At 63.0% G+C, this 13,118-nt stretch carries 10 protein-coding genes and 1 tRNA gene; 6 read left to right on the top strand and 5 right to left on the bottom strand.

Annotated features, from left to right (window positions below; translation table 11 throughout):
• Positions 1-36 precede the first annotated feature (36 nt).
• Positions 37-1,164, top strand: coding sequence for a hypothetical protein (locus AC5STI_RS05135; protein ID WP_495445849.1), 1,128 nt, complete (start codon positions 37-39; stop codon positions 1,162-1,164).
• A 7-nt stretch (positions 1,165-1,171) separates the two neighbouring features.
• On the opposite strand, the gene AC5STI_RS05130 is transcribed toward AC5STI_RS05135, so the two are convergent.
• The gene (locus tag AC5STI_RS05130) at positions 1,172-2,125 is read right to left on the bottom strand and encodes a radical SAM protein (protein WP_495445847.1); all 954 of its coding nucleotides are present in this window, start codon (positions 2,123-2,125) and stop codon (positions 1,172-1,174) included.
• Between the two features lie 139 nt (positions 2,126-2,264).
• Here AC5STI_RS05130 and zwf point away from each other — a divergent pair, with 139 nt between their 5' ends.
• The 3 genes from zwf to pgi are packed head-to-tail and all read left to right on the top strand — an operon-like array spanning position 2,265 to position 6,031.
• Positions 2,265-3,740, top strand: a complete 1,476-nt coding sequence (gene zwf / locus AC5STI_RS05125) for a glucose-6-phosphate dehydrogenase (protein WP_495445845.1) — start codon at positions 2,265-2,267, stop codon at positions 3,738-3,740.
• Positions 3,737-4,408: a 6-phosphogluconolactonase gene (pgl, locus tag AC5STI_RS05120; RefSeq protein WP_495445843.1), complete on the top strand. Its 672-nt coding sequence runs from the start codon at positions 3,737-3,739 to the stop codon at positions 4,406-4,408. Before zwf ends, pgl begins: the two co-directional genes overlap by 4 nt.
• Positions 4,409-4,426: 18 nt before the next feature.
• Positions 4,427-6,031 carry a glucose-6-phosphate isomerase gene (pgi, locus tag AC5STI_RS05115; protein WP_495445841.1) on the top strand — a complete coding sequence of 535 codons (1,605 nt, stop codon included), beginning with the start codon at positions 4,427-4,429 and terminating at the stop codon, positions 6,029-6,031.
• 79 nt (positions 6,032-6,110) lie between these two features.
• Here the strand turns inward: pgi and AC5STI_RS05110 are convergent, their stop codons facing one another.
• The 4 genes from AC5STI_RS05110 to AC5STI_RS05095 form a co-directional block, all read right to left on the bottom strand.
• Positions 6,111-6,593, bottom strand: a complete 483-nt coding sequence (locus AC5STI_RS05110; protein WP_490397381.1) for a hypothetical protein — start codon at positions 6,591-6,593, stop codon at positions 6,111-6,113.
• A 157-nt stretch (positions 6,594-6,750) separates the two neighbouring features.
• A tRNA-Gly gene (locus AC5STI_RS05105) sits at positions 6,751-6,824 on the bottom strand.
• A gap of 75 nt (positions 6,825-6,899) precedes the next feature.
• The gene (locus AC5STI_RS05100; protein WP_495445839.1) at positions 6,900-8,945 is read right to left on the bottom strand and encodes an ASKHA domain-containing protein; all 2,046 of its coding nucleotides are present in this window, start codon (positions 8,943-8,945) and stop codon (positions 6,900-6,902) included.
• 144 nt (positions 8,946-9,089) lie between these two features.
• The gene (locus tag AC5STI_RS05095) at positions 9,090-10,256 is read right to left on the bottom strand and encodes a CaiB/BaiF CoA transferase family protein (protein WP_495445837.1); all 1,167 of its coding nucleotides are present in this window, start codon (positions 10,254-10,256) and stop codon (positions 9,090-9,092) included.
• A gap of 184 nt (positions 10,257-10,440) precedes the next feature.
• Between AC5STI_RS05095 and guaB the strand changes: the two genes are divergently transcribed.
• Both guaB and AC5STI_RS05085 read left to right on the top strand, forming a co-directional pair.
• Positions 10,441-11,889 (top strand): IMP dehydrogenase, encoded by a 1,449-nt coding sequence (gene guaB, locus AC5STI_RS05090; protein ID WP_475052211.1) that lies wholly within the window; start codon positions 10,441-10,443, stop codon positions 11,887-11,889.
• Between the two features lie 36 nt (positions 11,890-11,925).
• On the top strand, positions 11,926-13,098 hold the full coding sequence (locus tag AC5STI_RS05085) for an RsmB/NOP family class I SAM-dependent RNA methyltransferase (protein WP_495445835.1): 1,173 nt from the start codon (positions 11,926-11,928) through the stop codon (positions 13,096-13,098).
• Positions 13,099-13,118 lie beyond the last annotated feature (20 nt).

The raw sequence follows: 13,118 nt of genomic DNA, 5'->3' as shown, positions 1-13,118 counted from the left end.
CGGGCAGTCAATAATCGGAAAGCACGGCAGGAATTAATGCGTAAATATATTCTGGGAACCAGGTTCGACAACGACCTGGAAGCCACCCAAACAATTCGCGAGAGCTTGTACGGCCGGGACGGCGACGACACGTTTTCAATTTACCATCACGACGTGAACGGCGTGCTGTACCCCGACTTGTCAGACCGGTTCTTCGGCGGGGGCGGAGCCGACACGCTCGGTACGCTCAATTTCGATTTAATGAACGGCAGCACGCTGAGCGACTACAGTCAGCTCAGCTTCAATGGCGGCGCCGGCTACGACACCGTGTCCTCGGAGATCGACACGCAGATCACCGGCGGGTTTACTCTGGACCTCTCCAACATCGAGACAAGCGTCCGGTCCGTTGAGCATTGGGATTACGGCATAGACCTGGGGACCAGCACGGGCGATGGAGATTTCGTTATCCGGTCCGGCCGCCAGGACGACACTCTGGACATCCGGCAGTGGGCGGCTGCGGGGGATGCAACCGTCAAGATCAAGACCCTGGCAGGCAATGATCATGTCGAGTATTCAACTGAGCACGATGTCAGCGACCTGCGCGTGAACACTGGCGCAGGCAGTGACTACTTTGAATTCAACGGGTTCTGGAATGTAACCGCAGGCCTCAGTGTCTCCACTGGCAAGGGTAAGGATACTGTGGTCATTAATGGAACCACCATTGCTTATCCCGACGGTTTGACCGCGAATATCCGTACCGGTTCCGGCGCCGACACGATCGTTCTGGAAGGGATGCACTCAGAACGTCTGAAAGCGGGCGGGGGCAACGACGATATCTATATTCTGACCGGCAGCTTTAAAAACGCTGCCGACACGATCTCTACCGGGTCGGGCAAGGATGAGCTGTTCATCGAGCTGGACGCTTATTCCACGGTTGCGGTTCTGGATGACTTCTCAGCCCAGAATGATGTGTTTGTTTTTGACGCTGACGAAGCCGCCGGAACGATCTCCCGCAACACTGACGTGACCTTCGACAGGTCGGAGTGGGAGGACGCCAGCGAAGACCGCCTGTACATGAGCAACGCCGAGAACAAGCTGTACTATGGCGATAATGTGCTGGTGGAATTCACCAGCGACGTGACGTTGAGCGCCGCCAATTTCACCACCGGAGACTGGGAGTACTAACGGCCAGTCAGGCGGAGCAGCTGGCCCCCCCAAGGACGCAGAATTTGGCGCAGTGGGGGTGGTTCAGCTGCACTGCCTGTTCGGCCTCGGCCAAGGTTGTCCCCAATTCGAACTCCGGCGCGTAGGGCAGCAGGGTGCAGGCGAGAACGGCGGGTGTCTCTGCGCCTTTACGTTTGACCACCATCCGTGATGACGCGCACATGACATCTTGCGGGCTCTTGTTGAGAATGCCCCAGCACGCGGTTGTGATTTCGGGAACTTCCACACGTTCATCCATTTCCGGAAACAGCACTGTCTGGCCTGGGTCCTGCGCGTCGATTGCAAAGCCATGCGAGGCAAACAGCGCGGCATAACCGGTGCGGGCTTCGGCTTCACTCTCCCCCCAGACCGTGCGGCCGGCCACGGCCATCCGGAAACCATTGTCGCGCAGCCATTCCATGCCTTCGATGGTCCTGGCAAAGCTGCCTGCGCCGCGCTCCTCGTCGTGCAGCGCCGCACTGTGGTGATCGACGGATATCCGCAGGGTCAGCTTGTCTCCAAACCGTTCGCGCAAGTCCAGAAGCCCGGCCTTCACCGGTTTGCGCATCATCGGGCGCATGGCGTTGGTGAGGATCAGAACCTCGAACCCTCGCTCCAGCGCGGCGCGGGTCATTGCGATCATCCCGGGGTTCATGAAAGGCTCGCCGCCGGTGAAGCCGATTTCGCGGATTGGCCAGCCGCGTGCTGCGATCTGATCCAGATAGCTCTGCACCTCAGCCTCGGTCAGATAGACCAGCGCATCGTTGGTAGGGGAGCTCAGGATATAGCAGTTGCTGCATTCGATATTGCACAAAGTTCCGGTGTTGAACCAAAGGGTCTGCGGGTCGCTGAGCGGAACAGAGGCGCGTTCCTGACCGTCTGCCGTCACGTAAGCGTCTTGAAACTTGCCTAGGTTCGCGACGGGTTTTTGCAGGTCTTTCATGCAGATGTCCTCTGAGGCGTTTCTTTCGCCGGAAGCTACCTTATACTAGGCAGGAAATGAAAGCAGCCGGGCAGGCACATGACAGGGATGTGAGCGGCGGTGTGCCGCGCTTGCACCGGCTTAGACAGGAAGAACAATAATGGTTTCGCGTGTGATACCGGTCGACCCGTTTGACCTGGTGATTTTCGGCGGCACGGGCGATCTGGCGCAGCGCAAGATTCTGCCCGCGCTGTTCCGCCGCCATTGCGCCGGCCAGCTGCCGGGCGGTGAGCGGATCATCGGCGCCGCGCGCACGGCCATGAGCAGCGCGGACTACCGTACTGTTGTTGCGGAATCGATCCGCGAGCACGCAGGCCCCAAGGCTTGTGGCGGCGGCGCGCTTGAGGCGTTCCTGGAGCGGGTCAGCTACGTTTCGCTGGATGCTTTGGGCGAGTCGGGCTGGCAGCAGCTTGGGCAAGAGCTGGAGGGGGCAGAGGATCAGCGGATCAGCATGTTCTATTTCTCTGTCGGCCCGGCGCTGTTCGGTCCGTTGGCGGAGCGCCTGCACAGATACGGTCTTGCCACTCCGCAGACCCGGATCGTGGTGGAAAAACCCTTTGGCCGCGATCTGGCCTCTGCAAGGGAGTTGAACCGGACGCTCGCCAGTCATTTTGACGAAAGCCAGATCTACCGGATTGATCACTACCTGGGCAAGGAAACGGTGCAGAACCTGATGGCGGTCCGCTTTGGCAACATGCTGTTCGAGCCGCTTTGGAACAGCCAGTATGTCGATCACATCCAGATCACCGTGGCCGAAACCGTTGGCGTCGAGGGGCGCGAGGAATACTATGAGCGCGCTGGTGCCATGCGCGACATGATGCAGAACCATCTGATGCAGCTTCTGTGCCTGATCGCGATGGAGCCGCCCGCGAAATTCGACCCGGACGCGGTACGCGACGAGAAGCTCAAGGTGATACGCGCGCTGGACCCGGTGGAGCCGCATCACATCGTGCGCGGCCAGTATCAGGCGCGGCTGGACCCGGAGGCGCCGCATCCGTCCTACCGCGGTCTGGTCGGCAACCCGCGCAGCACGACTGAGAGCTATGTGGCGCTGAAGGCGCATATCAGCAACTGGCGGTGGGCGGGCACGCCGTTCTACCTTCGCACCGGCAAGCGGCTGGTGAACCGCTCCTCGGTCATCAACGTGATGTTCAAGGACGCGCCGCATTCGATCTTTGGGGCCGAGGCGGGCCGCCATGCCAATCACCTGAAGATCCGCCTGCAGCCGAATGAGGGGATCACGCTCAGCGTGACCATCAAGGAACCGGGGCAGGGCGGCATGCGGCTGATCGACGTGCCCTTGGACATGAGCTTTGCCGAGGCGCTGGGGCCGGAGGGCGGCGATCCGCCGGATGCCTACGAGCGGCTGATTATGGATGTTGTGCGCGGCAACCAGACGTTGTTTATGAGGGGGGACGAAGTGGAGGCGGCCTGGGCCTGGACAGATCCGCTTATTGCGGGCTGGAAGTCCCGGGGCGATGTGCCTAAACCTTATGAAAGCGGCAGTACCGGTCCCGGGGATGCCGATTTGCTGATGCGCCGCGATGGGCGTGAATGGAGGGGGATAAACCCATGAAATTCAACGAGTACCCTGACCAGGACATGCTGGCGATTGAAGTTGCGAACGAAATCGCCGGGGATTTGAAAACCCATCTTCTGCATCACGATACAGTATCCTTTGCGGTCGCTGGCGGGTCCACGCCGGGCCTCATCTTTGACGATCTGTGCGCTGCGGACATCGAATGGGACCGGGTGCATGTGATGGCGACAGACGAACGCTGGGTGCCCGCGGACAGCGCGCGGTCCAACGCTGCGATGATCCGGGCGCGGCTCCTGCAAAACCGGGCGTCTGCGGCGCAATTCCTGCCGTTCCATGTGCCGGAGCGCGAGCCTGAGGATGTTCTGGCGGAACTCGAGAGCCGGGTGGTGCCGGAGCTGCCGCTGTCGGTTCTGCTGCTGGGCATGGGCGAGGACATGCACACTGCGTCTCTGTTCCCCGGCACGGCGGGTATTGAAGCGGCTTTGGAGCCGGATGCGCCTGCGCTCACGGTCATGCGTCCGGACAGCCAGCCGGAGCCCCGGGTCAGTCTGACCGCACGGGTGCTGGACGGTGCGATTGCAAAGCATTTGGTAATATTCGGCGATGCCAAACGGCGGGCGCTTGAACAAGCGATGTCCTTGCCGCCGGAAGATGCGCCGGTCCAGGCCGTATTGTCCGAGGCCTCCGTCCATTGGGCACCTTGATTTTCAGGAAAACTAAGTATGTTTGAAGGTTTGAAGACGCTGCATGCAGAGAAATGCGGCGGAGATATAACTGAACTTTTTGAAGAGGACCCGCAGCGCGCCAGCAGTTTCAGCGTGCGGTCCGAAACGCTGTTGTTCGATTATTCCAAAACCCGGATCACTGCAGAGGTGCGAGAAGGCCTGACTGCCCTTTGCGAGGGTCGGGACGTGGCCGGGCGGCGTGCGGCCATGTTCGACGGCGGGCAGATCAACGAAACGGAACAGCGCGCGGTGCTGCATACTGCTTTGCGCGACCCGGACGGGCCGGAATTGCTGGTCGATGGAGAGGACGTGCGCGCGCCTTTGCGGCACACACTGGAGCGGATGGAGGATCTGGCGCGCCGGGTGCGCTCGGGTGCTCTGGCCGGGCCGGGCGGCACCTTCACCGATGTGGTTAATATCGGCATTGGCGGCTCCGATCTGGGGCCGGTGATGGCGACGCTGGCGCTGGCGCCGTACCATGACGGCCCGCGCTGCCATTTCGTGTCCAACGTGGACGGCGCGCACATCAATGACATCCTGCAGCGGCTTGATCCAAAAACAACTTTGGTGATCGTTGCCTCCAAGACATTTACCACCATCGAAACCATGACCAATGCCGCCACGGCGCGGCGCTGGGTAGAGGCCGGCGGCGGCACTCCGGCGCGCCAGTTTCTCGCGCTGTCCACGTCAGAGGAAGAAACCGCAGCTTTTGGCATCCCGCCTGAGCATGTGTTCGGTTTCGAGGATTGGGTCGGCGGCCGCTACTCGGTCTGGGGGCCGATTGGGCTGAGCCTGATGCTGGCGGTCGGGCCGGACCATTTCCGCGACTTCCTGGCAGGCGGCAAGTCGATGGACAACCACTTCCGCGCGGCCCCCTGGGAGCAGAACATGCCGGTGATGCTGGCGCTCACCGGGATCTGGCACCATCAGGTTTGCGGCTATCCGACCCGCGCCGTGCTGCCCTATGATCAGCGCCTGCGGCGCCTGCCGGCGTACCTGCAGCAACTGGAGATGGAATCCAACGGAAAATCCGTGGCCATGGATGGCACGCCGTTGCCCTACAACTCCGGCCCGGTTGTCTGGGGGGAACCCGGAACCAACGGCCAGCACGCTTTTTACCAGCTGCTGCATCAGGGCACCACGGTTGTGCCTGCTGAGTTTCTTGTCGCAGCTAAGGGGCATGAGCCGGAGCTCGACCAGCACCACCAGTTGCTGGTGGTGAATTGTCTGGCGCAGTCTGAGGCGCTGATGCGCGGGCGCAGCCTGGAAGAGGCCTGCGCGCTGATGAAGGCCGCCGGCTATGAGGGCGCAGAACTGGACCGGCAGGCGCGCCACCGGGTGTTCCCGGGCAACCGGCCCTCCACGACGCTGGTCTACCCGCAGCTGACGCCTCATGTGCTGGGCCAGATCATCGCGCTTTATGAACACCGGGTGTTTGTCGAAGGCGTGATCCTCAGCATCAACTCCTTTGACCAATGGGGTGTTGAACTGGGCAAGGAGCTGGCCAATTCCCTGGTTCCGCTATTGCGTGGCGAGGGGTCTGCTGACGGGAAGGACGGATCGACCCGGGCGCTCCTCACGTTCGTTCAAGAGGCGCAATAGGTCAGCGGACGGGCCGCCACTGGGCGCCGGGCCGGAGCTCTGCCCGAGGGTCTCAGTCAGGTCCGGACCGCACGCCGCCTTAGGGCATGGTCACGCTGCTGGTGATGGTGTTCACGAATTTGCCGGTCTCGGGGTCGGTCAGGGACGAAAACGTGCCGCCGCCCTGCGCATCAGCCCACGGGCCGCTGCCTCCGCCCAGGGTCCAGCTGCCAGTCAGCGCGCCGGAGTCGTCCATGCCTTCAGCGTCCCAATGCAATACGACCTTTTCGCCCGCACTGTCGGTAAATGCGCAGATTCCGCCGCCCTCAACCTGGCCAGAGGCAACCTCAACCGCCCCGAAACAGGGGCCCGCGGCGCCGTTCATCGGATGCTCAGCCTCATCCATTTCAACATTTTCATAGGAACTGCTGATCTGCATCACCATGTGGCCTTCGGCAATCTGGTTGACGGAACTGGTGGAGATTCCGGTTCCTTTGCCCGTTTGGTCCCAGGTCGTGCCGGCCAGTGCGGCTCCTGCGCTGAACGCGCAAAGCAGTGCTGCGGTCAAACAATGACGTGTCATACTGATACCCTCTCAACCAAGCCGCCCGCACCTTGCAGGCAGATGGTCCGAGTTTAGCACACTTCGGCCTGTGCCGCGCGGCAGGCTTGCTGCCGGCGGATACGCACCGGGCGTGCCCGGCTGCATGGCGGTAACATTTTGAAATGTCGTCGGAAACTGGAGCGGGTAGCGGGAATCGAACCCGCGCGTTCAGCTTGGGAAGCTGACAGGCTACCATTACATCATACCCGCCTGTGAACAGCAGGATTATGCTGCAGCGCCAAGGAGGTCAAGGGCGCTGCAGCGGTATTTTCGGCCTTTCGGTCTTCAGCCGCGGCGGCGGCGCCGGCGGCCTCCGGACCCTTCGCTGTCGCCGCCGCCGGTGTTGAAGTTCACCTGCGGCAGTGTCACCACGGTTTCCAGGATCGGGAAGGGTTCGGCCGAGTTCGGGATCGCCGAGGCGTTCACGAAATGCTCCTGGAAGCGGGGCTCCACGGCGGTTTCGATCTTTTCGATGTTGCGAACGGTTTCCTCGATCTCGCCGCGCGCTTCGGTGTTCAGCAGCGCGATGCGGGCGCCGGTGCCTGCGGCGTTGCCAGCCGAGGTGACCTTGTCCAGCTGGCAATCAGGGATCATCCCCAGCACCATCGCGTGTTTGGCCGAGATATGCGCGCCGAAGGCACCGGCGAGCACCACGCGGTCCACCTTGTCGACACCGAACTTGTCCATCAGCAAGCGCGCGCCGGAATACAGCGCCGCCTTGGCCATTTGAATGGCGCGGATGTCCGGGTTGGTGACGGTGATGGTCGGGCCGCCCTCGGCGGAGCCGTCCCACAGCATATAGGCGTTGGTTCGGCCGTCCTGGATGCAACGGGCCGACCCGGTCTGCTCAGCCGAGCCGATCAGGCCGGATGCGTCCAGCACCCCGGCCAGGCGCATTTCGGCGATGGCCTCGATAATGCCGGAACCGCAGATGCCGGTGATGCCGGTGGTGGCAATGGATTCGGCAAATCCCGGCTCGTCGGACCAGATCTCGGATCCGATGACGCGGAAACGGGGCTCCTTGGTCTTGGGGTTGATCTCGACCCGTTCGATGGCGCCGGGGGCGGCACGCTGGCCGCTGGAGATTTGCGCCCCCTCGAACGCGGGGCCAGTGGGGGAGGAGCAGGCGAGGACCTTTTCTTTATTGCCAAGCAGGATCTCGGCATTGGTGCCCACGTCGACGACCAGAACCAGATCCTCGGATTTGTCCGGGGCTTCCGACAGCGCCACCGCGGCGGCATCGGCACCCACATGGCCTGCGATGCAGGGCAGCAGATAAACGCGGGCAGCGGGGTGGATGTTCAGATCCAGCTCAACCGCGCGCAGTGCCAGCGAATTGGAAGTTGCCAGCGCAAACGGTGCCTGGCCCAGCTCGAACGGGTCGATGCCGAGGAACAGATGGTGCATCACCGGGTTGCAGACAAAGACCGCATCCACGATCAGCGCCTTGTCGATTTCGGCCTCAGCCGCGATCTGGGTAAACAGCGCGTTCATGCCTTCGCGCACCGCGCGGGTCATTTCCTGGTCGCCGCCCTTGTTCATCATCGAATAGGAGACGCGGCTCATCAGGTCTTCGCCAAAGCGGATCTGCGGGTTCATGATGCCGGAGGAGGCGACCACTTCACCGGTTTTCAGATCGCAAAGATGCGCAGCGATGGTGGTGGAGCCTAGATCAACCGCCAGCCCGTAGACTGAGCCTTCGTAGAAGCCAGGCCAGATGTGCATGATCTTGGGCGGATGGCTGGCATCGCCCAGATGCACGGCGACGGTTACCTTCCAGTTGCCCTTGCGCAGGGCTGGCTGCAGAACGCTCAGGATATGCAGGTCGGTTTTGACACCTTTCAGGCCCCACTGGCTGTCCAGCGCCTCAATCAGGCGCTCCATATCGCCGGTAGGCTTATGCATGTCGGGCTCTTCAACCTCGACATAATAGAGCCGGGTGGATGGGTTCATGGTGATGTCGCGGGCTTCGGCGCGCTTGCGGACCACCTGGCGGTGGACCTGGCTTTCCGGCGGAACGTCGATCACGACGTCGCCCTGCACGGTGGCCTGGCAGCCCAGGCGGCGGCCGTCGATCAGGCCGCGCTTGTCCTTGTAGCGCTGCTCGACCTTGTTCCACTCGCTGAGCGCGCCTTCCTGAACAGTTACGCCGTGCTTGGGGAATTCGCCGTAGGAGGGCGTGATCTGGCACTTGGAGCAGATCCCCCGGCCGCCGCAGACCGAGTCGAGATCGACCCCCAGCTGCCGGGCGGCGGTGAGGATCGGCGTGCCCGCGGGGAAACGCCCGCGCTTGCCGGAGGGGGTAAACACAACGAGGGGTTCGTCAGTCATGCCTGTGGCCTTCTCATTCCGCAATTTAGGCGGAGCATATGGGCTTTTGCGGCAAGCGAAAGGCAAGGGGCGGCATTTTCCCGTCTGCCGGCGGCATTTTTGTAAATTGATGACTTTGGAATGCGGATTTCGAGCGTCCTGCCGTCAGGTGGGCTGCTGCCCTTCAACCTCCTCCAGCCACGCCAGAATCTGCGCCCGGCTGCCGTCGAGCTGAGGGGCAGGGGGGCGGGTTGCGGGGTCGGGCAGGCCGCTCATCTTGATCGGATTGCCAGCTGACAAATATTCAGGGCGGCCATCATCGCCCAGCACATCCACTACCATATTGCGGGCCAGGATCTGCGGATCCTTGAGCACCTGATCGACGGTCTGGATCGGCCCGGTCGGAATGCCCGCCTCCGTCAGCAGCGAAATCCAATGCGCCTTTGTCCCGTCAAGGGTCACGGCCTCAATCAGCCGCTTCAAAAGGCGGGCGTTGTCGCAGCGGGCGGGGTTGGTGGCAAAACGCGGGTCAGAGGCCAGCGGCAGCTCCAGAACGTCGCACAGCCGGGCGAACAGCGCGTCGTTGCCCGCGGCGATCACAAACAGCCCGTCCGAGGCGTGAAAGGTTTCAAACGGGGTGATCGACGGGTGGCGCGCACCGGAGGGTTGCGGCGCTTCGCCGGTCACCGAGGTGATGGCGATGGCGTGCTCCAGCAGCGCCAGCTGGCTGTCGAGCATGGCGACATCGACGAATTTGCCTTCGCCGGTTTTCTGCACGTCCAGCAACGCTGCCAGGATGCCGTGGCCCAGGAACATGCCCGCCACGATGTCGCCGATCGAGGCGCCGACCCGCACCGGCTCGCGGTTCTTTTCTCCGGTGATCGACATAACCCCGCCGCGGGCCTGGACCACCATGTCATAGGCCGGTTTCAGGGCATCCGGCCCGCTGTGGCCGAAGCCGGAAACGGCACCGTAGATCAGCCGCGGATATTTCGCGTGCAGTGCGTCCCAGCCGTAGCCCAGCCGCTGCATCACCCCAGGGCGGAAGTTTTCCAGCAGCACATCGGCTTGCGCCAGCAGCCGGTCGAAAATGGCGCGGTCCCTTGGTGCCTTCAGATCCAGCGCGATGCTTTCCTTGCCGTGGTTGATGGTGGCGAAATAGGCGCTTTCGCCGTCCTTGAACGGTGGAAAGGCTCGGGTATCGTCACCGCCGCCGGGGCGCTCCACCTTGATGACCCTGGCGCCCAGGTCGGACAGGATCATGGAGCAATAGGGACCGGCCAGCACATGGGTGAGGTCAAGGATGGTGATGTTTTCCAGTGGTCCGGGCATGAGCAGTCCTGTTCGCGGTTCGATGCAGCACAGTGCTAACGTTCCTGTGAAACAGGTCCTTGATGCAAGTCAGGAAAAGCCGGGTTTTCTGCACCGCAGGAATTCTTGCCCTCTGCCTCTTTTCCCCCGGCCGGTTCTGTGCCATAGGGTCACCGCCAAACGGGGTTATGCATGGGGATGACAAATGCAGATTCGTGAGGCTCTCACCTTTGATGATGTTCTTTTGGTGCCGGGCGCGTCCAGCGTGCTTCCGAACACCGCCGATACCCGCACCCGGGTTACCCGGTCGGTGTCGCTGAACATCCCGCTGCTCAGCTCGGCGATGGACACGGTGACTGAGTCCCGCATGGCGATTGCGATGGCACAGGCCGGCGGCATGGGCGTGATCCACAAGAACCTGAACGTCGAAGAGCAGGCCCGAGAAGTGCGCCGGGTGAAACGCTTTGTCTCCGGCATCGTCTACAACCCCATCACCCTGACCGCCGAGCAGACTCTGGCCGATGCCAAGGCGCTGCAGGAGCGCTACCGGGTGACCGGTTTCCCGGTGGTGGACGGCTCCGGCCGCGTGGTTGGTATCGTCACCAACCGCGATATGCGCTTTGCTTCCGATGACAGCACGCCGGTCTCGGTCATGATGACCTCCGACAACCTGGCGATGCTGCAGGAGCCGGCCGATCTGGAAGAGGCCAAGTCGCTGATGAAGGCGCGCCGGATCGAAAAGCTGCTGGTTACCGATAAGAACGGCAAGCTGACCGGCCTTTTAACCCTTAAGGACACCGAACAGGCGGTTCTGAACCCCACCGCCTGCAAGGACGAGCTGGGCCGCCTGCGCGTGGCGGCTGCCAGCTCCGTCGGCGACAGCGGCTTCGAACGCTCCGAGGCACTGATCGACGCGGGTGTTGATATCGTCGTGGTTGACACGGCGCATGGTCATTCCGCGGGTGTGATCGACGCCGTGAAGCGGGTCAAGGCGCTGTCCAGCAAGGTTCAGGTGATTGCCGGCAACGTGGCCACCGGTGAAGCGACCCGGGCGCTGATCGACGCAGGCGCGGATGCGGTTAAGGTCGGCATCGGCCCGGGCTCGATCTGCACCACCCGCATGGTGGCGGGCGTTGGCGTGCCCCAGCTGACCGCGATCATGGATTGCGCAAGCGCCGCTGGCGACACTCCGGTGATCGCGGATGGCGGCATCAAGTTCTCCGGCGACTTCGCCAAGGCGATCGCAGCCGGCGCATCCTGCGCGATGGTCGGTTCGATGATTGCGGGCACTGACGAGTCCCCGGGCGAGGTGATCCTGTACCAGGGCCGCTCCTACAAATCCTACCGCGGCATGGGCTCAATGGGTGCGATGGCGCGCGGCTCCGCTGACCGCTACTTCCAGAAGGATGCCGCCAGCGACAAGCTGGTGCCGGAAGGCATTGAAGGCCAGGTGCCCTATAAAGGCGGCGCAAACGCGGTGATCCACCAGCTGGTGGGCGGTCTGCGTGCGGCAATGGGCTACACCGGCTGTGCCACCGTTGATGAGATGCGCAAGAACTGCAACTTTGTCCGCATCACCGGCGCCGGGCTCAAGGAAAGCCACGTGCATGACGTGCAGATCACCCGCGAAGCGCCGAACTACCGGGTGGGATAAACTGATGACGGCCGTGTGTGAAATTGGGGCAGGGGCATGACCCCCGCCGCCCGCCTGCAGGCGGCCATTGAAATCCTAGACCAGGTGCTGGCGGGGGAGCCGGCGGAAAAGGCGCTGACCTCCTGGGGCCGGCGCAGCCGCTTTGCCGGCTCCAAGGATCGCGCGGCGGTGCGCGACCATGTGTTCACTGCCGTACGCTGCCTGCGCTCGCACGCGGCCTTGGGCGGTGCACGCAGCGGGCGGGGGCTGATCCTTGGCGCCTTGCGCGAGGCCGGGCAGGACCCGGATGAGGTCTTCACCGGGCAGGGCCACGCCCCCGCGACGCTGAGCGAGGCTGAACGCCAACTGCCACCGCCGCCTGAAGGGGCTGAGGCGCTGGATATTCCCGATTGGCTGTGGCGTGAATTCAGTGCCAGTCTCGGACGGAACGCCGAAACTGCCGCGAAGGCCCTTCGCAGCCGTGCTCCGGTGCATCTGCGGGTGAACACGGCCCGGTGCACAATCGAGCAAGCTCAAGACGCTCTGGCTGCCGAGGGGATATCCACCCAGCCGCACCTCGCGGCTTCAACTGCGTTGGAGATCACCGAAGGCGCCCGCAAGCTGCGCAATGCCAAGGCCTACGCGGACGGCCTGGTTGAGCTGCAGGACGCGGCCAGCCAAGCGGTGGTTGAGCAGCTGCCGCTGCAGGATGGCATGTCCGTTCTCGACTATTGCGCCGGCGGCGGCGGCAAGAGCCTTGCCATGGCGGCCCGCGCCCGGATCCGCCTGCACGCCCATGACGCCGATCCCAAGCGGATGAAGGACCTGCCGGAGCGCGCCGCGCGGGCAGGCACCGGGGTGACGCTTCTCTCCTCCACGGATGTTGACCGCACAGCCCCCTTTGATCTCGTCCTCTGCGACGTGCCCTGTTCCGGCTCCGGATCATGGCGGCGGGCGCCCGAGGGTAAATGGCGGCTGACGCCAGAGGCCTTGCAGGCCCTGCTGCAAACCCAATCGGAAATTTTGCACAAAGCGGCGGGTCTCACGGCCCCTGGCGGCACGCTGGCCTATGCAACGTGCTCCATGCTTCAAGCGGAGAATACGCTGCAAGTTGAACGCTTTATCCGGGAGCAGCCTGAGTGGTCCCTGACGGCGGAGCAGAGCTGGCAGGTGCAGCAGGGCACAGACGGGTTCTATGTTGCCGTGTTGACGCGCGCAAAGACCGGTTGATAGGGTCGCGGCTGGGAAAC

This window comes from Leisingera sp. CC-HEC096, assembly GCF_059429235.1.
This window is presented reverse-complemented; position numbering and strand designations above follow the sequence as displayed.

Coding starts and splice junctions, on each gene's coding strand:
- AC5STI_RS05100 (WP_495445839.1), bottom strand. CDS start 8,945: ATGACTGACGAACCCCTCGTTGTGTTTACCCCCTCCGGCAAGCGCGGG.
- pgi (WP_495445841.1), top strand. CDS start 4,427: ATGTTTGAAGGTTTGAAGACGCTGCATGCAGAGAAATGCGGCGGAGAT.
- guaB (WP_475052211.1), top strand. CDS start 10,441: ATGCAGATTCGTGAGGCTCTCACCTTTGATGATGTTCTTTTGGTGCCG.
- AC5STI_RS05110 (WP_490397381.1), bottom strand. CDS start 6,593: ATGACACGTCATTGTTTGACCGCAGCACTGCTTTGCGCGTTCAGCGCA.
- AC5STI_RS05095 (WP_495445837.1), bottom strand. CDS start 10,256: ATGCCCGGACCACTGGAAAACATCACCATCCTTGACCTCACCCATGTG.
- AC5STI_RS05135 (WP_495445849.1), top strand. CDS start 37: ATGCGTAAATATATTCTGGGAACCAGGTTCGACAACGACCTGGAAGCC.
- pgl (WP_495445843.1), top strand. CDS start 3,737: ATGAAATTCAACGAGTACCCTGACCAGGACATGCTGGCGATTGAAGTT.
- AC5STI_RS05085 (WP_495445835.1), top strand. CDS start 11,926: ATGACCCCCGCCGCCCGCCTGCAGGCGGCCATTGAAATCCTAGACCAG.
- zwf (WP_495445845.1), top strand. CDS start 2,265: ATGGTTTCGCGTGTGATACCGGTCGACCCGTTTGACCTGGTGATTTTC.
- AC5STI_RS05130 (WP_495445847.1), bottom strand. CDS start 2,125: ATGAAAGACCTGCAAAAACCCGTCGCGAACCTAGGCAAGTTTCAAGAC.